Origin of the sequence: Lunatimonas sp. (assembly GCF_020832325.1) — a bacterium.
Classification (GTDB): Bacteria; Bacteroidota; Bacteroidia; order Cytophagales; family Cyclobacteriaceae; genus Lunatimonas.
The window spans coordinates 84,499-107,064 of sequence record NZ_JAFIEU010000040.1 but is presented as its reverse complement, the minus strand read 5'-3'; the positions used below and the strand labels follow the sequence as shown (position 1 = coordinate 107,064).

16 protein-coding genes are annotated in these 22,566 nt (G+C 47.0%); 9 read left to right on the top strand and 7 right to left on the bottom strand.

Translation table 11 applies throughout. The features are described from left to right. Nucleotides 1–141 precede the first annotated feature (141 nt). Nucleotides 142–1,071, bottom strand: a complete 930-nt coding sequence (locus JJU34_RS14565; RefSeq protein WP_228693119.1) for an RraA family protein — start codon at nucleotides 1,069–1,071, stop codon at nucleotides 142–144. Nucleotides 1,072–1,764: 693 nt separating this feature from the next. On the opposite strand from JJU34_RS14565, the gene JJU34_RS14560 reads away from it, so the two are divergent. From JJU34_RS14560 to JJU34_RS14550, 3 genes are all read left to right on the top strand, one after another. After that, nucleotides 1,765–5,154, top strand: coding sequence for a SusC/RagA family TonB-linked outer membrane protein (locus JJU34_RS14560; protein WP_228693118.1), 3,390 nt, complete (start codon nucleotides 1,765–1,767; stop codon nucleotides 5,152–5,154). A gap of 29 nt (nucleotides 5,155–5,183) precedes the next feature. Then, the gene (locus JJU34_RS14555) at nucleotides 5,184–6,767 is read left to right on the top strand and encodes a SusD/RagB family nutrient-binding outer membrane lipoprotein (RefSeq protein ID WP_228693117.1); all 1,584 of its coding nucleotides are present in this window, start codon (nucleotides 5,184–5,186) and stop codon (nucleotides 6,765–6,767) included. Nucleotides 6,768–7,035: 268 nt separating this feature from the next. Continuing rightward, nucleotides 7,036–9,474, top strand: coding sequence for a TonB-dependent receptor (locus JJU34_RS14550; RefSeq protein WP_228693116.1), 2,439 nt, complete (start codon nucleotides 7,036–7,038; stop codon nucleotides 9,472–9,474). 393 nt (nucleotides 9,475–9,867) lie between these two features. Here the strand turns inward: JJU34_RS14550 and JJU34_RS14545 are convergent, their stop codons facing one another. The 4 genes from JJU34_RS14545 to JJU34_RS14530 form a co-directional block, all read right to left on the bottom strand. Beyond that, nucleotides 9,868–10,077, bottom strand: a complete 210-nt coding sequence (locus JJU34_RS14545; protein ID WP_228693115.1) for a hypothetical protein — start codon at nucleotides 10,075–10,077, stop codon at nucleotides 9,868–9,870. A gap of 23 nt (nucleotides 10,078–10,100) precedes the next feature. After that, entirely contained in the window at nucleotides 10,101–11,282 is a 1,182-nt protein-coding gene (locus tag JJU34_RS14540) for an AAA family ATPase (RefSeq protein ID WP_228693114.1), read from the bottom strand. A gap of 236 nt (nucleotides 11,283–11,518) precedes the next feature. Beyond that, entirely contained in the window at nucleotides 11,519–11,911 is a 393-nt protein-coding gene (locus JJU34_RS14535; protein WP_228693113.1) for a hypothetical protein, read from the bottom strand. Between the two features lie 40 nt (nucleotides 11,912–11,951). Next, nucleotides 11,952–12,563 (bottom strand): hypothetical protein, encoded by a 612-nt coding sequence (locus tag JJU34_RS14530; protein WP_228693112.1) that lies wholly within the window; start codon nucleotides 12,561–12,563, stop codon nucleotides 11,952–11,954. A 420-nt stretch (nucleotides 12,564–12,983) separates the two neighbouring features. Here JJU34_RS14530 and JJU34_RS14525 point away from each other — a divergent pair, with 420 nt between their 5' ends. Continuing rightward, nucleotides 12,984–13,739 (top strand): hypothetical protein, encoded by a 756-nt coding sequence (locus JJU34_RS14525; protein ID WP_228693111.1) that lies wholly within the window; start codon nucleotides 12,984–12,986, stop codon nucleotides 13,737–13,739. A 102-nt stretch (nucleotides 13,740–13,841) separates the two neighbouring features. Here the strand turns inward: JJU34_RS14525 and JJU34_RS14520 are convergent, their stop codons facing one another. Beyond that, complete coding sequence (locus JJU34_RS14520) at nucleotides 13,842–14,870, bottom strand: sugar phosphate isomerase/epimerase (protein ID WP_228693110.1); 1,029 nt, start codon at nucleotides 14,868–14,870, stop codon at nucleotides 13,842–13,844. A 126-nt stretch (nucleotides 14,871–14,996) separates the two neighbouring features. Further along, nucleotides 14,997–17,255 (bottom strand): catalase/peroxidase HPI, encoded by a 2,259-nt coding sequence (gene katG, locus JJU34_RS14515; protein ID WP_228693109.1) that lies wholly within the window; start codon nucleotides 17,253–17,255, stop codon nucleotides 14,997–14,999. Between the two features lie 176 nt (nucleotides 17,256–17,431). On the opposite strand from katG, the gene JJU34_RS14510 reads away from it, so the two are divergent. The 5 genes from JJU34_RS14510 (at nucleotide 17,432) to JJU34_RS14490 (ending at nucleotide 22,346) form a co-directional block, all read left to right on the top strand. Beyond that, nucleotides 17,432–17,866, top strand: a complete 435-nt coding sequence (locus tag JJU34_RS14510; protein ID WP_228693108.1) for a hypothetical protein — start codon at nucleotides 17,432–17,434, stop codon at nucleotides 17,864–17,866. Nucleotides 17,867–17,991: 125 nt separating this feature from the next. Next, nucleotides 17,992–19,032 (top strand): alcohol dehydrogenase catalytic domain-containing protein, encoded by a 1,041-nt coding sequence (locus JJU34_RS14505; RefSeq protein WP_228693107.1) that lies wholly within the window; start codon nucleotides 17,992–17,994, stop codon nucleotides 19,030–19,032. 225 nt (nucleotides 19,033–19,257) lie between these two features. Continuing rightward, the gene (locus JJU34_RS14500) at nucleotides 19,258–20,139 is read left to right on the top strand and encodes an SDR family oxidoreductase (RefSeq protein WP_228693106.1); all 882 of its coding nucleotides are present in this window, start codon (nucleotides 19,258–19,260) and stop codon (nucleotides 20,137–20,139) included. 75 nt (nucleotides 20,140–20,214) lie between these two features. After that, nucleotides 20,215–21,912 (top strand): gamma-glutamyltransferase, encoded by a 1,698-nt coding sequence (gene ggt, locus JJU34_RS14495; RefSeq protein ID WP_228693105.1) that lies wholly within the window; start codon nucleotides 20,215–20,217, stop codon nucleotides 21,910–21,912. A gap of 182 nt (nucleotides 21,913–22,094) precedes the next feature. Continuing rightward, nucleotides 22,095–22,346 carry a hypothetical protein gene (locus JJU34_RS14490; protein ID WP_228693104.1) on the top strand — a complete coding sequence of 84 codons (252 nt, stop codon included), beginning with the start codon at nucleotides 22,095–22,097 and terminating at the stop codon, nucleotides 22,344–22,346. The last annotated feature ends 220 nt before the right edge of the window (nucleotides 22,347–22,566 follow it).

Genomic DNA, 22,566 nt, shown 5'->3' with positions numbered 1-22,566 from the left:
GGCAAGCAGGATATGTGTTCTTATCAGATTACTACCAAAAGGTTAGAGTCAAAACTTAAAGAACCGCCCTGTACCGAACGGTACGCAGGGTGGTGTGAGAGGACAGATAGGGAACTAATCCCTATCTTCCTACTCGATTGGTCAGTTCCCCTTTTCAAGATATGCTTCGATCTGCTCCATGCTTACCGCCAAGGGCTTGGGGTATTTTTTCACCCAGGCTCTAAACTCGTTTTTGATGGCTTCATTCCACTGTCCATGTATTTCGCCGGAAGGGTATTTGCCCTCCTGCAGCAGGACGCGTTCAAATTCGTCCCGTAAACCGACCAGTTCGGAGCTGATTACCAATTCTTCCACCAGGTAGGCCGGAATAAAAACGGTTCCATAATCGTTGGCAAATACCACGTCGCCGGGGAATACAGTTACTTCGCCAATCCGTATGGGAGCGTTAATGGACGTCGGCGTCATATCACGAATATAGGATGGGTCGTGCCCTTTGATCCAGGCGTTGAAGCCATCGGTTTCTTTGAGTTCCTGCATATCCCGCACCGATCCATAGAAGACCACGCCTTTGCCGGTTTTGCCGTAGATGGCATTTCCGAGGCTGGAACCGATCAGGGTGCCATCCTTCACTTTGCCATACCCGTCTGCTACGTAAATATCACCGGGAGTCAGGATATCGATGGGCCAAATATTGATACCGCCGCGCTGGGAGCGGCCCTCGTCCTTACCCCAAGCACGAACCAGGCTGTCCAGATCCGGTCGGGCAGGCATGAATTGGGCAGTGACCGCACGCCCCACCATGGTTTCGCCCGGTTTGAGGATGATCCAGTCCTTTTCGACCTGATTTCGGAAGCCTTTTCGCATGAGAAATCCCCAGATTTGCTCCAGCGTGGCGCTTTGCAGTCGCTCCAACATAAAATCAGGCACATGGGGCCGTCCATCCTCAAAACGCTCCCCTTTCCACTGGGAAGTAAGTCCGATGATTTGTTCCTTGGTTTGGCCTACTTGCTGCGCGTGTGCGTAAATGGAAACGCCTATAAATAGTAAACAGGCTAATAGATGCTTTAACATAGGTTATCGGGTTTACGACAAAATTTAACATGGTTTATTTTCAAAAATAAGCATTTTACAAAACGCCTGTGTATGGTAGCCAAGATAAATAATTTTAAGATTAACAATTTCTTAACCAAACGGCATGAAGGAAAGTGACCTCCGAGTAAAAAAATATAAAATATTACGCAATTCGTTAAAAATTTATATGTCTAATTTAATTTGTCTAATAGGTGCCGTTTATATAAATTTAGTTTGACCAAAATGCAGAAAATCCTTCAACGAGTAGAATGAACATTTATTACTAAAGAATAAAAATAATTGATCCAAACACCATTAAAGTCCCTATCTATTGATCTTTACCATTATTTTTTTAGCTGTTTATTAGTCAAAAAATTAAAAAATACCATTATGGAAATTACTTTAATTTCGAAATGTAGGTAGGTATCAATATTATCTTTGTTTTAAACGCTTAAACCAGATCACTTGTTTTAAATAAGGTCTTGCTTTGTTAATAATTTATAAATTTTTTCGTAAAGTTACAGTTCAAATTACCTTTTGTTAGCTAAGTTGTTGAACGCCGTAACCTGTAGAGCCTATGAAGAATCTTCTTACCTAAAATTACGATAGCGTATTGCTGTCATTTATCAAAACAAATCACACTAATTCTATCTTAATTACCGTTCGTACCCGAACATTTAGCACAACTAACTTATGAATAATGAAAAAAATCTACGCCTAACCAACCTGGCGAAGGGAATCGGTCGGTTCCTTTTGGTACCCGGGTTGATCATGACGGCTTGGAGTCAGCCTACCTACGGTGCAGTTGCGCCCGTGGAGACTGCGCTGACTGAAGCCTTGGAAGCAGACGTTACCGTGCAAGGTACCGTTTCAGATGAGCAGGGTCAGCCATTGCCTGGTGTGACCATCACCGTTCAGGGAAGAAGTACCGGAACAGTTACGGACATTGATGGGGGATATTCGATCACCGTACCGGATAATGCCACCCTAGTGTTTTCGTTTATCGGCTTCAAAACACAAAACGTTGCCGTCGGAAATCGATCTACCATCAACGTAACGATGACAGAAGATATCGGCGCACTGGATGAGTTTGTAGTAACTTCCTTTGGCGTGGCCCGTGAGCAGCGTGCATTGGGATATGCCACTACAACGATCAGATCTGATGAATTGATAAAAGCAGGTACTCCGAACATTGCTACGGCTCTTTATGGTAAAGCTCCCGGTGTGCGCATCCAAGCGGCTGCGGGTGGAGCAACCTCAGCGGTAAACATTACCATTCGGGGTGTGAACTCTATTACAGGTAGAAATCAACCCCTGATTGTTTTGGACGGTGTACCCATTCGAAACGAAGAGGTTAGTAACAATAACTACTGGGGTGATCAGCGCCTAAGAGGCAACGGTCTGTTAGACATCAATCCAGAAGACGTAGACAATATTTCCATCTTGAAGGGTGCCTCTGCTGCGGCACTTTATGGATCTGAGGCGGTGAACGGCGTGGTGCTGATTACGACCAAGAAAGGTTCTGCCGGACAAAAAGGCTTTTCCGTCGATTTCAACGCCAACTATTCTATGGATCGAATCGCCTACCTACCCAGGTATCAAAACGTACGGGGTCCTGGAGCTCCAAGACACGTATTTAACTTGGGCCAGAATGAAGAGGGATTCGTCACCTACGACGATGGCTCTACCGGCGTGCCTGCCACTAACTTGAACTTTGGAACTCCGTTTGATGGTCGGCCAGTACGTACTTGGGATGGTGTTATCAGACCCTACGAAGCGCAAATCGATAACTACGCGCAGCTATTCAACAATCCGATCAACTCTCAGGTTAACGTGGCCATCGCCAACTCTACCGATGTAGCAGACTTCCGACTGTCCTTGACCCGTCAAGACAACGAAGCTCTTAGCTTGAATTCCAAAAACAACAAGAACATCCTGAACCTAAACTCTACATTCCGGGTATCCAAAAAGGTTCGGACAGACCTGATGGTCAACTTCATCAACCAAAATACCGCGAACCGTCCTGTTTCAATAGATCGGATGATCAACAACTTTACCGGTATGATGACCCGCTTTGACAACGGAGCTTGGTACCTAAACAGGTATCAGACCAGCCAGGGCTATCGATTTGTGACCGGCAACGGACAAAGCCTGACGCCGGATGAAAACATCCGTCTGAATGGTTTCCAAGGCGATATCGCCGATTATGTATGGAGAGTAAACCGTCAACAAGCGTCAGAAATCAGCAACCGCGTAATCAGTAGCTTGACCAATACGATCGACTTCACAGACGAACTCTCCCTCCGTGCAAGGATTTCTACAGACTTTACCTATAGAAACTCCGAAACCAAATCAGCTACCGAACGACCATTGGCATTCGGGCCTTCGGGAGGATTCGGCATGCAGAATGAAACGTTTAACATTCTCTATGGAGACTTGTTACTATCCTACCGCAAAAACTTGGCGGAAGACATTACCTTTTCTGCCATGGCTGGCTATACCGCCAACAAAGAATCGTTGAATTCCATCAGTAGAAGTACAAATGGTGGTTTGAGCACCGAAAACCTGTTCGACATGATTGCATCGGTAAACATTCCGAACAACGGGTCATTCCGAAGATCACGGGTTATTGATGCAACACTTGGAACCGTAAACCTAGACTACAAAGGTATTTGGTATGTAGAAGGAACGGTACGTAGAGACCGCACTTCCACCATGAACCCCAACAACAACGCTTTTGTATACCCTTCGGTAAACAGCAGTTTCATGATCTCGGATGCGTTTGACCTTCCTCAAGTTATCAACTTTGCCAAGCTAAGGGGTTCTTGGGGTATTGTAGGTAACTACCCGGATATCTATCAAGCGAATATTGCTTACAATCAGGGCACCTTGGGTGAACAGCGTCCAGGCGGTGGTTCCGTACTTTTCACAAATATCCCTTGGAGTTTTGGAAACGACGGTATCCGTCCGGAGCAAAAATACGAGTTTGAATTTGGGCTAGAAGCCAAACTATTTACCGGACGCTTAGGGTTCGAAATAAACTACTTCAATGCGCAGATTCGGGACCAAATTCTTGGTTTGACTTTGCCCCCTACGGTAGGTGCAGGAAGTGTCCTTGCAAACATCGGTACTATGCGCAACAAGGGTGTGGAACTTTCCTTGACAGGACAGATCTATCAAACTTCTACCTTCCAATGGGAGGCTGGTCTGAACCTTGCCCGGACCATGAACATCATCGAACAGCTGGCAAACAACGCAACTGAATTGCTACATGCCGACTTTGACGGTAATGCAGCCCAGCTTCGTTCGGTAGTAGGGCGCCCCATGGGAGATTTCTATGCTCGTCCAGTAGAAACCGATGCCAACGGCAACAAAATCGTACAGCCAAATGGTTTGTACAAAATTGATCCGAACAACTGGATTCAGGTCGGTAACGCCATGCCAAAAGCCATCGGTGGTGTGTTCAACAACTTCAGGTACAAGAATATTTCACTGGATGTGATGGCAGACTTCCAAATTGGTGGTCACGTAATGCCAACCGGTATCAACTGGATGATTTCCAGAGGTCTTACAGAGGAAAGCTTGAACTTCATGAATACAGAGCGCGGTGGTTTGTCGTATTATGTAAATGCAAACGGACAAGGTGTTCAGACGAGTGCAGCAGCAGGTCCTAATGGCGAAACGGTTTTTAACGACGGTATGCTGATGGATGGTGTCACCGCTGATGGTAACCCCAACACCAATGTAATTTCACAAGCATTATACTATCAGCGTACGTACAACTGGGGAGGACCGCAGTATAGCCAGGCTAGATACGAGCTCTATATTCAGGAAAATACTTACCTGAAAATGCGTGAAATCAACTTGGGCTACGACATTCCATCACGTTACGTCTCCAAATTGGGTGCAAGGTCAATAAACGTATCGGCCTTCGGAAGAAACCTGTTCTTCTTCTACCGAAACATCAAGGATCTAGACCCAGAGGTGTTAACAGCTGGATCCCGATGGACCCAAACCCTTACCAGTGCAGGTACCAACCCGGCCACCCGATCCGTTGGGTTGATGCTTAGGGCAAAATTCTAAGCTAGTATACACCAGAAAATACGAATATCATGAATATCAAACATATCGCATGGGCATTATTGCTGATTGGGTTTACAGTCAGTTGCCAAATATCAGATTTCGAAGACAGTTACGTCAACCCCGCAACGGTTGCAGAAACCTCCATTGAAAAGCAATTCACGGGTTTTATTATTGCTAACAGAAACTATGTTCTCCCGAGTTATGACAATTACTTCATCAGCCTTCGAATTACGGCGAACCGCTTTACCCATTCCATTGGTTGGGTAAATGGCGAAAACCAGTACGTGCCGGGTTCTGCGGCGATTAATAACCGGTGGAGCAATTATTACCAATTCTTGGCCCAATACAGGGAATTGCAGAAAGTCTACAACGGACTAAGTGCTCAGCAACAAACCGACTACCGGCTTTACATGATCACTGCCGCTACCTACTTGTATGATCATACCCAGAAAATCGTCGATTTGCACGGGGACATCCCTTGGTCAAAGGCTGGCATGTTGAGTACCAATGGCGGTAATTTCGGAATCTCGTATCCCGAATACGATACAGCTGAATCCATCTACACCAAAATGCTGGATGATTTGGCGGGTTTTGCCGACGAACTTCGTTCACTAAATATCAATCCCGGAATTAAAGTAGGTTTTGACAATCAGGACCTCATCAACCGGGGTGATATCAATCAATGGTTGCGCTATATAAACTCCTTGCGTATACGCATGTTAACCACAGTAAGCGGAACGTCAACCTTCGGAGCCAGAGCAAACACGGAGATCGCTGCTATCCTCGCGAATCCTGGAAACTATCCGATTGTATCTAGTAACGCAAACAATATCAATTTCCGGATTCATACCCTTGGTACATTGATTGGTGCTACTTCGTTTCAGAGCGGATTGGAAGATTGGAATGGGAATATCGCCAGTAAATATATCCTAGAACACATGATAAACAATGGCGACCCTAGGCTTACATACCTCTTCGAGCCCGGTATTGAAGCCGAGGGTGAGTTCATTTCCATGGATCCATTGGCAAATCAGAGTGTGCAGACTGAGTTGGTAGCCACCAATACATTGGCGATCTACAACCGGTCTACCACCAGTAGAAACCAGTATTTCCCCGGGGTTTTGATTAACTCTGCTCAGGTACACTTGATGCTTGCAGAATACTTCACCAAGCAGAACCAAACCGGACAGGCAAAACAACACTATGAGACGGCTATCCGTGAGTCCTTTGCGTATTACCAAGGCCTAAGGAGCCTCTCCAACAATGCCATTTCACCGGCCCCGGCAGCAGTGACTGCTGATGATTTGAACGCGTATATCGCTGCACCGGAGGTTTCTTGGGAAACTGCTACAAATGCAACCGAGCGCATGCGTTTAATCGCCCGTCAGAAATGGCTACATTTCAACGTAATACAGCCCTTCGAAAACTGGGCAGAAATGCGTCGGGTAGATGTACTTAATCTACCATTTTGGGAAGACCAGTCCAATCAGCAGCGCTTCCCGCCTAACCGTTGGATCTATCCGGATTCGGAACAAACCTACAACCCTGAAAACTATGCTAGGGTACAGCCTACCGATAACCTCACTACCCGTATTTTCTGGGATGTAGATTAATCGGAGATATTTTTCTTACTTAAAAGGGTCCTTCAATTGAAGGACCCTTTTTCATTGAGGCATGTTTAGGCTTTTCGGCACAGGGCCTTTCGGAAGTATTAAACTGGCGGGTTATTTTTTATCAAGTCAATCCCTCCGGCGAGCATAAATATTTTTTATCATATCCTAAAATAACTTTTATTTAGAATTAATCTAAATTAATTGTAAGATCGATTAATGCGCAATAATATTGCATGCAATTTAAATTTGATCTAAATAAAAGGGTGCTATGAGGTTTTCACAATTACTTATTTTAGCCTTGTTTATGCTTGTTTTCGCTGCCAAACCGGCTAGTGCGCAGAAAAATTCCTTGCGGGGAACAATAGTGGATGCAGACAACCGCGCAATACCAAGTGCTAACGTTTACTTGGAAGGGACCGTCCGGGGTGTCATGTCTGACGATGCGGGCAAATACACCATGAGGGATATCCCGCAGGGTGAATACACCCTAAAAATATCCTTCCTTGGCTACAAAGAAACCAGTGTTCCGTTTCAAATTGCCGCACAAGAAAACTTAGAGCTGAACATCAGAATGGTGGAAGATCAGGTTTCCTTGGATGCCTTTGAGTTCAAAGTAAGTAGGGGTATCACCGGACAAGAGCGTCTCCCCGAAGTAGAAGGTTTCCAGATAAATGCGGCCAAGAAAAACGAGGTAATTCGGTTGGATGGCATAGATGCCAACCTGGCGATGAACAATAGCCGTCAGATATTCGGACGTACGCCCGGTATTTCCATCTGGGAAAATGACGGTTCCGGTATACAGCTAGGCGTCGCTTCCCGGGGCTTGAGTCCCAACCGATCCTGGGAGTTCAACGTTCGGATGAACGGATACGACATTACCCCGGACCCCATGGGTTATCCGGAGGCCTACTTCACTCCTCCCATGGAGGTAGTGGATCGCATCGAAATCATCCGCGGTGCCTCCTCCATACAGTATGGATCGCAATTTGGCGGTCTGATGAACTTCGTGATGAAAAAGCCGGATAAATCCACCCGCTTTACCTTCGAGACATTAAATACCGTAGGCAACAACGGACTTTTCAGTACCTTCAATTACCTCGGTGGCACAGAGGGAAAATGGAGCTACACGGCCTACTACCAGAAAAGGGTTGGAAATGGATGGCGTGAAAACGGGTATTTCAATACCGATCACGCCCATGCCGAGGTGAATTACGCTGCAAGTAACCGACTCATGATTGGGCTGGAAATGACCTACATGAATACCGAAAGCCAACAGCCGGGTGGATTAACCGACGCCCAATTTGCCCTAGATGCGAGAAGCAGCACCCGGGAGAGAAACTGGTTCAGCACGCCTTGGGTGATTCCCGCGCTAACTGCTGAGTACATCGTCAACAAACAGACCAAACTGAGCTGGAAAACCTTTGGTACCTTTGCCGAGCGAAATTCAATTGGCTTTATGCAGCCCATCAACGTGGAAGATGATCTGGGCAACCGACAGGTAGACCGGGATTTTTACACTACCTATGGATCAGAACTGCGGATGATTACCGAGTACACCCTGCTTGGAAAATCCAATACATTGGCTGCCGGTGTCCGCTATTTTAATGGCTTTATCGACAGAAAGCAACTAGGCGAAGGCGATAATGGAACCCGGATGAATTTCAACCTCATCCCAGGTGCAGCATACCGTAGGGATCTGGACTTCACCAATACCAATCAGGCAGTCTTTGCAGAAAACGTATTTCGTTTTTCCGATAGGTGGCTGCTAACTACCGGACTACGCTTTGAGCGCATCTTCTCCAACATGGAGGGGGTTTTCAACCGCGTAAACGGAAGCGAAATGCTGCTAGAACCTCAGCAAACCATCCGGAATTTTGTGTTGGCCGGTGTAGGTTCACAGTACAAAATCACCCGAAATACCGAATTCTACACCAACTTCTCCCAGGCGTACCGACCCGTGCTGATCTCTGATCTCACGCCTCCCGCCACCACAGACCTAATCGACGACAACCTGAAGGATTCGCGCGGATTTAACTTCGACATAGGATATCGGGGCAGCGTGCAGAATTGGCTTCAATTTGACCTTGGATACTTTCACTTGAACTACGCCGACCGGATCGGAACCATCGCAACCCTAAACCAAGCCGGTGCGGTTCAGCAATTCCGTACCAATCTGGGCAATTCAGTGAGCAAAGGATTTGAAGGATACGTGGAATTTGATCCCATCACGGCCCTGTTTAAGACTTCGCAGTTCGGATACCTGCACCTCTTTGCTTCCCTTGCCTTCATCGATGCACGGTATGGAGATTTTCCGACTACCTCCGTAAGAGAAGGAGCCATCGTATCCGGCAATCTCAATGGCAATCGCGTAGAAAATGCCCCCAGAAAGATCAATCGCTACGGTGCCACCTACCGATATAGCAGGTTTTCAATGACCTGGCAATGGAGCGATATCGGGGATGCATTCTCCGATGCCTCCAACACCGTAGCACCCAACACGGCCGCTACCGTGGGCCTGATTCCCGCTTACCAAGTACAGGACCTGTCCGTATCGGCAGACATCAAAAAGCGGTACCTCTTTAGGGGAGGAATCAACAACCTTACGGATGAACGTTATTTCACCAGAAGAGCCGGTGGATACCCCGGCCCCGGCATTATGCCCGGCGACGGAAGGACTTTTTACCTGACCTTCGGTTTCAAACTCTAGAGGATAATATCCCTAGCAAAAAAAGGCTGCCTGTGTCTTCGAAGATACAAGCAGCCTTTTTTTAGTATAACGTAAAGTTGCCCCGGTAATAGGATCTTCAGGGATTCTCTCAAAAGAAACGCATAAGGCCAAAGATTCCCGAATAAAAACGGTGTTTTGCCATCTGGTCTACAGTTATCCCACTGTGCGGTACCGCTATGACCTCTGTGAATCAAACAAACGGTCGAGATATTCGAGATATTGTTGGGACAGATTGTCGCACCCTTGGTGCTTGCGGGGATTGGGATGACCTATTTGCATAGCCCTAACAGGCCATGCTACTGATTGCCACACCGTTGGTGCATTAGTGGAAGTGGCCAGTGGCCGCATGATTCCATAGCTCTGTTGGTTATGTTAGTACCCCTCGCACTTTAGTATCAGCACCAAAGGTGCGGCATCACTAGCCTTGGGCAACGCCCAAGGAAGAAGGTGAATACGGCACCCAAGCGCCAAAGGCGCGGAAATAATAGCCTGGCCCATCACCCCAACACATCCTCCCTTCGGGAAAATAGTAGAGGCCACCAAAGCAAGGCGTAGCGCTTGGGCAAGGAAACTACAGGACATCACAAGAATTATTCATCCTCCTCCTAATACAACATACCAAATAACCAAAGAGGCACGCTCCGATTGCTCCCCCCTTTGATATCAAGTGCCAAATAGGATTGGGGGATTCCTTGGAGCTGATCGGTGGTCTTGGAAGCGCCACCTACCTCAAATACATACGCATCATCGACCATAAAGTCCCCAAACTTCGGCGCCGTCACCGAATGGACAGCACTCAGCTGATTGAGGAAAAAGGTTTCACGGACACTGCCGATATTTGCCATGGTTGGCGAAAAGAGATAAATAAAGTTAGGGTTTTGCAAATAAATCTTCTCTGGCTTCTGAAGGTAGCTTATTCCTTTGGTTGACGATCGTAACAGTAGGAGAATCTGCGCCTGATCCAGAATATCAAGCAACCGTAACACCGTGTTCCGAGGGGTTTCCAGCTTTGAGGCCAATTTCTGGATGTTGGGTGTAAACGGGACACTTTCGCTCAACACGAAAAGTAATTTTTTCAATGTACGGGTGGTGGAATGTTGCAGTTCCTCAAATGGCGCGATATCCGTATCTATGACCAATTGGATGGTCTCCTGTAATTTTTGATGGTAATCATTTTTTGATTCCAAAAAGTAAGGGAAATAGCCATATCTCAGGTAATTCGGGAAATCTGTATCAAAATTAAAGGTATCCAACAGCTCAGGACCCATTACGTGATGTTTGTTTAAAACCTCTTCCAAACGAAGGGTTGGCAGGTCAATATTCTTCTGAAAGTTAAGGTATTCCCTAAAAGACAAACCATGTAGCCGATAGACCGATGCTCTTCTGGATAGGTCGGCCTTTCCTTTTGAAATATCAAGTATGGAAGAACCTGTCGCAACTACCTGAATATCTTCATAATCATCATATAGCTGCTTGAGATCTTTTGACCACCACCCGTATCGGTGAACCTCATCCAATAGAAAAACACGGTATCCAAGCTCATAGAGAGATGCCACAGATTCCACCAACCGGTGGGTTTCGAAGTAAAAATCATCAAGACTTACGTAAATGCCCTTTCGCTGAATAGAAGAAAGATACTGTAAGAGAAGGGTTGTTTTGCCCGACCCTCTATAGCCAAGTAGAATTATCAGCTTTTGGTCCCAATCAATTTTTTCATATAAGTACCGCCTTTTTCTCTCTTTAACAGATCTTGCTTTACGCTCGGATTTTCTAATCAGACCTTCCATGAAATAGTTTCTTTAAGAAGCAAATATATATAATAGTTTTTACAAAAAGTATTTTGATCAAATAGTTTTAGAGGAAAGCAAATTTATTGGACACTTAAAGCAAAGGGGTTATAGTCAATATGAAAGGAGATGAGTTTGTAAACGGCAATAGGGAGTCTGAATAAAAGGTATCCGTTGGATTCCGTTAGCAAGATAGGTTTAGGTCAGGACTACGATTTGAAAGAATAAGTTAGTCTCTAAATTGGAAAACTTCCGCCATTGCAACTGGCCCAAAGTTGGTTGTAGCTTTTAAAATAGGCCGAAATAGAAGGGAATAAAGGGATCTGGCTGGAAATCATATTTTCCCTCGTGGCGGAGATTTCCTGTATATCTTCCAGGCGGTCCAGGTAGTTCTTGTCGATAGCGAACCCCTCCTTGATCAGGTTGTCCACCAGCAGCTGGTTATTGCCGAAGAATGCGGCCTTTTTGTAATGATCCGGATTACTGACCGTGCCGCAGAACATGCTTTGGGGTCTCTCCTTTGTCTGGCCAAATAGAGACCCGGGGCAGAGCAGAAAAAGGAAGATAACCCCAGTCCTCTCGGAAAAGAAACAGGACTTTCGATATTTACCGGTAAAAAAATGTTTCATGGTTTATTGTTTTGGGTTGAGAATTATTTGCTTCGTGATTTCAATAATTGAATTCCTCCAGGTCTTTATGGATTTTCAAGATCCAAGGGGACATATGGTGCTTTCTAGAGATAACTCTCCCATTATCTATATGATAAGTACCAGATGCTTCATCATAAATTCCTGGAAAGTACTGAGATAAGAGTTCCCCATTGTAAAAAATGTCAATAGGCCCCTGTTTTACATGGTCTTGGTCGTTGACTATTCCAGTGGAATGAACCCTAAGCGTATCTATATCCTGTTCAAAAAAACGAAATAGATAATAAAGGTCTACATTAAGAGGCTGGCCCCTGTAGCGGATAGCTTCCCCCAAATTGCCCCCTACCACCAGAGGCCCAAACAATGTATCCCCCTCTACAATCGATCCCTTACCCACTACCGGACGCCATGCGAATTCGTTTAAATCCCCAGGGGGGACTAGCTTCCCGTTGTCATCAAGCCTGGCCCCGCATATCTCAACGGATGTTTTAGGAAGTCTATTACAGTCCGAATCCACAAAATCGAAATAGAGAAAAATCCAGGCTGGATATCCGCCACCAGGTGTTTCGTCTGCATTACAACTCCCAAACAGTGGCAGCAGGGCAATAATAGAAAGAAATAGGTACGTTTTCATAGATTAATTGGGTTATACATTGATATGATTTATGCAATAGATAAATAGATGACGTGATTTAGTCTAAAAATGCTACATTTTTCAAAGGAAACTTTTATTTTTTTTCTTTCAATCACATTAAACACATTCCTATCTAGTACGGTATACCCTCTGGAAACAGTGTGTCAAAAATTATTTTGATACTTTTAGTCAAAAACGAAAAAAGTCAATCTTCCCATACTAGGGGTGCAGCGAAAGCGAATCCCATAGGTATTTTCTAAGACCCCTTACGAACTGCATACCATCCTACCTTTATACTATTTAAACAATTCCACCGTGCCAAAGAAAAATTAATTAGCAGTACACATTTTTTCATACCATTTTTTATTTTAATTTTTATTTGTTAATTTACCGGCTATCAACTAATTATCCAAGAATAAAATGAAAAAATTTATTCTCCTATCTCTTACCATTCTCGTTATTTTCCAATTTGGATGTGTTTCTGAGGATGAACAACCAATTCAGGAAATCGAAAATACAGAGTTCTTCAGACCCTCAGGCAAATTGGCTTTCACATACAGCCATAGAAATGCCCATGAATATTTAAGTGTTGCGGAGCACCTGTATGATTCGGAAGGTGCTAAGGCTAAAACAATACTGAATAATGAACTTTTGGGACGAACAATAGCAACATACTATGTTTACAATGAACTGGACAGTCTTCATTGGGAGAGGAGGTATAACATTACCGGTGACCAACGAGTTTTCAATCTTGCCTACGAACGGGTCTTTGACCCCCAAAACCGGCCAATAGAACTCCGTGCTCACCTAGCGGATGGTACCGAGAGATGGGTATACCGAAACCATTTCGACGATAACAACAGGTTGGTAAATAGAGAAATGCCTAACGGGGAGCGTGAGGTATATACCTATCTGGACAACGGCAGGATAGCCACCATAAGGATACAATACAACAACAGCGACCTTTCCATTGGACACCTATACCGCTACGATGACAAAAACCGCCTGATCGCAAAGGAATACTTTGTCATCCGGGGTGACAGCATCCCGGAAAGTGGCGAGGGAAATATCGAGGAGTTTGATTATGATGAGCAAAACCGACTGGTGGAGAGTAGATATTACGATCCAAATTTTGGATTTGTGCTACAGGGCAGGATTACGTATGAATACTATTGATTCATCTTCTCACGCAAAAAAGTCGCCCTGTGTCTTCAAAGCTACAGGGAGACTTTTTCCGTTAGGATACAGCAATGGTATTTGGAATATACAGCGTAAAAATCAGACTATCACTTTCCTACAAAACTCCAAACACCGCTGTACCTCTTTAACAGCATCCGACCCTTCGGGAACCTGGTATTCCAGCTCTATGGAAGCCGGAAACCTGTACTTATTGGCCCGCATGGCCTGGAAAATTGCAGGTAGGGGAGTGTCTCCTTCGCCCCAAGCCAGATTTCCCTTTCCGTTGGCGGGTGTCTGACGGTCTTTGATGTGCATGCTGTAGATGCGCTTGTGGTGCTTGGCGATTAGCTCCATCATATCGGTATGCCCAGCTGCCACGTAATGGCCGACGTCAAAATTCAGCCCGTTTCGCGCACTTTGCGCCAATGCCGTGTCCCAAAACGTAAACGTCTGCTGCTCGTGGCCGTGATATCCCACGGACATTTTATATTGCTCGCCCAATCTACCCAACCGCTGTGTATGGGCATCATTTGAAGGATGCTCCAAGGTAACATGGGATGCACCTAGGGCTTTGGCTGCCTTCATTCCATAGGCAATGTCCGCATCTGAATTATTCTGCCCAAAAGCACTTGGCTTAAACGCATAGATACTGACACCAGCATCCTTGTACAGTTTGCGCAACTGCTCAAATTTGCGGAAATCTACCTTTTCCCTCCACTCGGCTACCACCTTCGCATAGGCTTCGGCTTCCTGTTGCATTTCCTGGAGTTCCTTGGTCTCGTCCGCCGTCAATGTCTCGCCCCGCCGCTGCTTCCCACCCAGTTGCCCCATACGCATGCGGTCTATCGAAGATGCTGGCAAACCGGCAAAGGACTCCGCCGGGCCACCCATCAGCTCTATGGCACTGATGCCTGATTCGGTGACATACTTGAGCGTCGCTTCCGAACTTTGGTCTGGCATGGACCGATAGGAATAGGTGATGCAACCTATCTGTACCCCATTGATACGGGAATTGGGTTTGTTGTAATGGGAGATGATGGCGGGTGCACTTTGCAGCCAGGTAGGTGCTAGTGCCAATCCAGTGGCTCCCAGCGCGGATTTTACCAGAAATGTTCTACGAGACGTCATACGTGTTACGTTGAATGAAGCAGAAATATAAACAGAGCGGTTGAATTTACCGGTAAAACCGACAGTATTTTCCATAAAAAAGGCCACCCTTGCGGGCAGCCCTTATTGTGGTAGTAAGTAATCCTTTTATTTCTTGTACACCATGTCAAAACGATCCAGGTGCATTACTTTGGTCCAAGCCTTTACGAAGTCATGTACGAAACGCTCTGAATTATCAGACTGAGCGTATACCTCGGCAAGTGCGCGAAGCTCGGAGTTTGATCCGAAGATCAGATCCGCCCTGGTAGCTGTATACTTCAGCGCGCCACTGTTGCGATCCCGTCCCTCAAATGCCTCGCCGGAGCGGTCGGTCGACTTCCATACCGTGGACATATCCAACAGGTTCACAAAGAAATCGTTGGTAAGCCGATCTTTCTTGTCGGTGAATATGCCGTGCTTCGAACCGTCATAGTTGGTGCCGAGTGCTCTCATACCGCCTACCAATACGGTCATTTCCGGAGCGGTCAACGTCAGCAACTGCGCCTTGTCTACCAGTAGTTCTTCGGTAGAAATGGTATATTTCGTCTTCAGGTAATTGCGGAATCCATCCGCCATGGGCTCCAGCAGTTCAAAGGAAGCTACGTCTGTCTGCTCCGCGGTGGCGTCCATGCGTCCGGGAATAAAGGGCACGTTGATCTGATGACCTGCATTGGCAGCGGCTTTCTCTACACCCACGTTACCGGCCAAGACAATCAGGTCGGCAAGGGAAACCTTGGTGGCTCCGGCACTGCCATTAAAGTCGCTTTGGATTTTTTCAAGTGTGGTCAATACCTTGTTCAATTGAGTCGGATTATTGACTTCCCAGTTACGTTGAGGTGCCAATCTTATTCTGGCGCCGTTCGCTCCGCCTCTACGGTCTGAACCTCGGTAGGTAGAGGCAGAAGCCCAAGCGGTAGATACCAACTCGGAAATGCTCAAACCGGAACCGGCTATGGCCGCCTTCAACTTATCCACATCCTGCGCATTCACCAACGGATGGTTTACCGCAGGGATAGGATCCTGCCACAGTAGATCCACGGTAGGCGCCTCAGGACCCAAGTACGTGGTCTTTGGTCCCATATCCCGGTGGGTCAGTTTAAACCAAGCCTTTGCAAAGGCTTCGTTAAAGGCCTCCGGATTTTCGTAGAAATGACGGGAGATCTTCTCGTATACTGGATCATATCTCATGGACAAATCCGTAGTCAACATGGTAGGCTTATGTTTCTTTTCCGCATCAAACGCATCGGGATACAATACTTCCGGATTTTTGGCAACCCATTGATGTGCTCCCGCAGGACTCTTGGTCAATTCCCATTCGTGCTCGAACAAGCTTTTGAAAAATCCCTGACTCCACTCATTGGGAGTTAGCGTCCAGATTACTTCTAGGCCAGAAGTTATCGCATCCGGGCCTTTGCCAGATTTGTAGGTACTGGTCCATCCCAGGCCTTGCTCCTCGATTGCGGCAGCTTCCGGCTCGGGGCCTACCTGGCTGGCAGGTCCGGCACCGTGGGTTTTGCCAAGCGTGTGTCCACCCGCGATCAGCGCCACCGTTTCTTCGTCGTTCATGCCCATACGGCCGAAGGTTTCCCGGATATCATGTGCAGCCAAAACAGGGTCGGGATTTCCGTTAGGTCCTTCTGGATTCACGTAGATTAGCCCCATTTGTACTGCAGCCAGCGGATTTTCCAATTCGCGATCGCCAGAATAGCGCTCATCGGCAAGCCATTCTTTTTCTTTACCCCAGTATACATCCAACTCTGGTTCCCAGACGTCTTCCCTTCCACCGGCAAACCCAAAGGTTTTGAATCCGGTAGATTCCAATGCCACGTTTCCAGTCAGGACCATCAGATCGGCCCAAGAAATTTGGTTGCCATACTTCTGCTTGATGGGCCACAGCAATCGCCTAGCCTTATCCAAATTGGCGTTGTCCGGCCAACTGTTCAACGGCGCAAAACGCTGCTGACCCGCACGGGAACCGCCGCGGCCGTCTCCGGTACGATACGTTCCGGCACTGTGCCAGGCCATACGGATAAACAGGCCTCCATAATGGCCATAATCGGCCGGCCACCAGTCCTGAGACTCGGTCATTAGCGTTCGAATATCGTTTTTCAAGGCTTCATAATCCAGCTTTTTGAATTCCTCGATGTAGTTAAAATTAGCTCCCAATGGATTGGACACCGGATTGTTTTGGCGCAAAATACTCAGGTTTAACTGATTGGGCCACCACTCCACGTTTCCGGTAGCTTTTGCAGCGCTGGGGCTTTTTTTCGTGGCTCCAGACCAGCCATCGACCGAGGCCTTCTCTTGAGCCTGCACAGACAGCACAGAGCTGCCTAGTAGGACAAGTAATAAAATAACTTTCTTCATATATAGGTGTTGATTTAGACGGTATGAATAACGCAAGCTCAAAGATACAATCTATTAAATATTCTTTGCAATTGAATTTTTCTATCGAAAATTGACAGAATTAATAACACGGGGCAGTGGCTTGCATAAACCACGAATATCCAGAAGGATACGTCGGCCCAGGAATTGAGTAAAAAATGAAGAATCTAGGGAAAGAAAAAATTACTTCTTTTTACCGTATGTTTGCCATAGAAGTTCAGCGCAGTAGGCGTGTTGCGATTGATCGTGTCTGTAAGGCTTGGTTTGTGCGCGTTGACGACAGATGCCCGAAAATTAAGTCGGCTAGCATATTTCTAATTTCACCATCCGGTATTCAATCTATGTTTGATAGCCCAGATTACCCGAAACCTTTAGAAGAGTCACTGTTTGAACGTTGGTTGGAGCAGGGGCGTCGCAGCCCGATTCCCTATGCATATATACTTGTCATTTGGGATGAACTCGATGGTTGCTATCTGCCCGTGTATACGCAATCAAGGTCTGAAATGAATCAGTTTGCCCGTTTCGGTGCTTCCCCAGATCAAAGAAGCATGGTGGCTGCTTACGATTTGTATTCCGAATCCAGGATTCTTTAGACAGCTAAGCTGACCATATTTTGGTCCGTGCCACTAAATCTTTTTGCGAAATTCCCGCCTCTTTTTAATAAACTAGGTAACTTCATCGCGAAAACCAAACAAACCTACCCAATGAAACCCATGCAGTGAACGCTTTTGGGGCAGCATCGTCAGATGCCCCGCTAAAACAGCTAACCATTCACAGGAGAACACCGCAACCATCCGATGTAGAAATTGATATCCTCTACTGCGGGGTCTGCCATTCGGATCTCCACACCGTGCGCAATGACTGGGGAGGTACCATCTATCCGGCCGTTCCCGGTCACGAAATCGTCGGCAAAGTGACGCAGGTAGGTAGTGCTGTGAGCAAATTCAGGGTAGGCGATACGGTAGGCGTGGGCTGCATGGTAGATAGCTGTAGAACTTGTGGTAGCTGCCAACAGGATTTGGAGCAATTTTGCTTAAATGGCTTCACCGGTACCTACAACAGCAAGGACCAGTACCTGAGCACTCCCACCTATGGCGGGTATGCAGAAAGGATCGTGGTCGATGAGCATTTTGTCCTACGGGTACCTTCTAATCTTGACCCCGCTGCCGTTGCACCGTTGCTTTGCGCCGGAATCACGACCTGGTCCCCACTTCGACATTGGAAGGTACAGGAAGGGAGTCGTGTGGCCGTTATTGGATTGGGAGGATTGGGACATATGGCTATCAAACTCGCCAAAGGATTGGGTGCATCGGTCACCCTCTTTTCCCGATCTGAGGGGAAAATAGAGGATGCCCACCAATTAGGCGCTGATGAAGTAATTATTTCCACAGACGCTGCACAGATGAAATCCGTAAAAGGCAAATTCGATCTGATCATTGATACGGTACCCTACGTCCATGACATCAATCCCTATGTGGGTGCCTTGAAGATCAACGGAACGCTGGTTCTAGTAGGCTATTTGGGCAAACTGGATCCCATGCTTAATTCAGTTCCGATGGTAATGGGGCGAAAGTCCGTAGCGGGATCTGTGATCGGCGGCATCGCGGAAACCCAGGAGATGCTTGACTTCTGCGGCAAGCATAACATCGTATCAGACATCGAGCTGATCCGTATGCAGGACATCAATACCGCCTACGAGCGAATGCTCAAAAGCGACGTGAAATACCGCTTTGTGATAGATATGGCTTCTTGGAGGTGATCGTTTTCACCTTGCCAATATAACGCCCAGTTTTTTTTGGATTTGTTCCGGGGGTCATTTAACCAGTCGATCATTTCAGGACATTGGTTGGGTGTTCGAATTTCCGCTTTATCCCTTCGAAAAATTTCAAAAAGTAGTAACTTACCAGTCTTACGGTGTCTTACGAAAAATTGAAACTTTCTCTTTAAAGTTGGGACAGTAGGTAAGGGGCAAGATTTCCGAATTATGGTAGACACAGGGCTTCAGGGAAAAACGGTAATCGTGACGGGAGCGAATCACGGGATCGGGGCTGCGATCGCATTGGCATTTGCCCGAGAGGGAGCGAAGGTATTGGTTACGTATTTGCGTCAGAGCCCGGAGTTTTTTGGAGAGACCCGAGAGACCGTGGTGCAGGCTACTGCTCCCGGGAAAGCGTTTTATTGCGGGGAAATCGGAAAAACCGGCGATTGGGTAGCTAAGGAGATACAGGGTATGGGAGGGGATTGCCTCACCGTAGAGACGGACCTGTCGGATCCCTCTACGATACCGATGCTGTTTGATTTGGCGGAGGAGCGTTGGGGCCGGGTGGATATAGTGGTAAACAATGCCGCCCTGGCAGATCCGGACACCTTCTTGCCTCAGGCCGTAGTGGATCAGGATCTGGTGTTTGCAAAGGAATATGCGCTAAAGGCCGTATCTGCTGCAACGCACGATGCCCATTTTCAGGTCAATAGCCGCGCGGTGGCCTTGATGATGACGGAGTTTGCCAAAAGGCATATTGCACGCGGAGCGAAGGTGGGCCGTATCGTGAATATTACCACGGATGGTTCCCGATGCCATCCATCCAGCGTCTCCTATGGTGCAAGCAAATTTGCGATGGAGAGTTATGCACGCGCAGCAGCGACAGAATTGGGCCTCTACGGCATCACTGTAAATGTGGTTTCTCCGGGTGCCGTGCAGACCGGGTGGATGCCGGAGGAAGTGGAGAAGGAACTGGCGGCGGGGTATCCGCTTCGTCGGATCGGTCAGCCAGAGGATATCGCCCATGCAGTGATCTTTTTTGCTTCGAGTCAGGCGGATTGGATCACCGGTCAGGTGCTTCATGTAGGTGGAGGAAACCGAATGTAGTGGGGCCTCTCGTCAACCAGTTTTTGCTTAGATTGAACCGAATCGTTACTCGTCTGAAATAAAGCCTTTACGCTTATGAAATTGATCAAAACAACTTGTATCCTTATTGCTTTATGTTGTATTGGACTCTCTGGGTTGCATTCGCAGGACCGTCTTTCCGGTAGGTCCTTTGCCACTAGGTCGGAGGTGTTGGCTCAAAATGGGATGGCTGCTACCAATCATCCGATAGCCAGTCAGATAGCCTTGGACGTGCTGAAGGATGGGGGTAGCGCGGTAGATGCAGCTATTGCTGCCAATGCCTTTTTGGGGTTGGCCGACCCGGCTATGAACGGTATCGGTGGGGACCTCTTCGCCATCGTGTGGTCTGCGAAGGAGCAGAAGTTGTTTGGTCTCAATGCTAGCGGGAAATCTCCGGCATCGCTCAGCTATGCGCAGCTGAAGGCTGAAGTAGATCAGGGAAGGAGCTATCGAGGCGGTCCCCTTTCCATTACCACGCCCGGCTGTGTGGACGGGTGGGTTGCTCTTCACGAGAAATTTGGTGTACTGGATTTTGCCCGTCTGATGGCTCCTACTGTTTCATATGCCCATGCAGGTATCCCGGTTACCTCGGAAGTGGCGGATTTCTTTCAGACTGTTGAAGAAGGTGTTCAGAGATCTGATAACCCCTCATTCAAAAAGGTCTTTTTTACCGATGGCCGATTTCCGAGAAAGGGTGAAATCCTTAAAAACCCGGATCTCGCCAAAACCCTAGAAATTATAGGGAGAGAGGCTAGAGATGGGTTTTACCGGGGTGCGGTAGCCAAAACCATTGCTGACTATGTAAAAGAACAGGGTGGATACTTAACAGAGGAAGACTTGGCGAACAATCAGCCGGTTTGGGTAGAGCCCGTTTCGGTCAATTACCGGGGATACGATGTGTGGGAACTGCCCCCGAATGGACAGGGCATCTCTGTCCTGCAGATGCTCAATATCCTAGAAGGTTTCGATATGTCCGGGATGTCCTATGGAAGTGTAGCGCATGTGCACCACTTTTTGGAGGCCAAGAAATTGGCATTTGAAGATATGGCAAAGTTCTACGGAGATCCGGATTTTGGCGATATCCCGCTAGAAGAGCTGCTGTCTAAGGAGTATGCGGCAAAGAGACGTGCACTTATCCATCCTGGAAAAGCTGGGGAATACCATCCCGGTTTGAGTGCAGGGGATCACACGGTGTACCTGACCGTGGCAGACAAGGAGGGCAACATGGTTTCGCTGATTCAGAGTTTGTCTTCAGGATTAGGCTCCCGGGTGGTACCAGATGGGTTAGGCTTTATTCTGCAAAACCGGGGCTCGGGCTTTGTGCTGGAAGAAGGCCATATCAATCAGTATGCAGCGGGAAAGCGACCTTTTCATACCATCATTCCCGCCTTTATCACCAAGGAAGGTAAGCCCTTTATCAGCTTTGGGCTGATGGGTGGGGATATGCAGGTACCCGGTCATGTGCAGGTGGTGATGAACCTCATCGATTTTGGCATGAACTTACAGGAGGCCGGTGATGCACCCAGGATCTTTCATTCCGGCACATCCGCAAGAGGAGGCAGGGTGCCGGGACTTGGCGAAACCTTTCTCGAGTCCGGATTTCCCTATGAAACCATCAGCGAATTGATGGATAAGGGGCATGTGATCCGGATGGACAAAGGAATCTATGGAGGGTACCAGGCCATCATGCTGAAGGACGGGGTTTACTATGGCGCGTCTGAGTCGCGCAAAGATGGGCAGGCGGTGGGTTATTGACCTGTTTTGGGCAAATTTCACGCTCAATTATACCAGCTTAAAAGCGAAGATAATACCCAATCTCTGCATTATAGGAACCTTGCCGATGACGGTACGAACTCAAAGACTCTGAAATCTTCGTTTTTTCGTACAGGAGTTCTTTTAGGGTGTAGAACAGCTAGAGGATACCCACAAAGCTTGATATGCGGATACCTGAATGTGATTTAGGTATTCCAGCTACAGGAAGCGATACAGACAAAAAAGCACGTTATGAAAAAGATATCAGGTGGGAACAGCGTTTTTCAAACTTCGTAAAAGCCCTCCGAAAGCTTTCCGAAGCAGTTAATTACATCAAGCAGAAAGAGGTACAAGACGATTTGGGAAATTCAAACACTATTGAACTGGTAGATGAAATTATTAGGGAAGGAAATTTATTCAAGGGACACCGACCCTAACCCCGCTCATTAATCAGTATCTCGAACGTTAGCCATGCCTATAAAGTAGTGAGTAAGGAAAATCGAAAAGGAGGTATAAAGCACATAGGAATGTTCGTTTTTGTATTTCCGGCTGCTTGAGTATATTTATTTCTGATTGGAGTTATCAGGAATAGTACGCTAAAAATGCTTGAGTAGCCTACGCCATGTAACTAGTCACTTGTTTAACCACTCAACAACA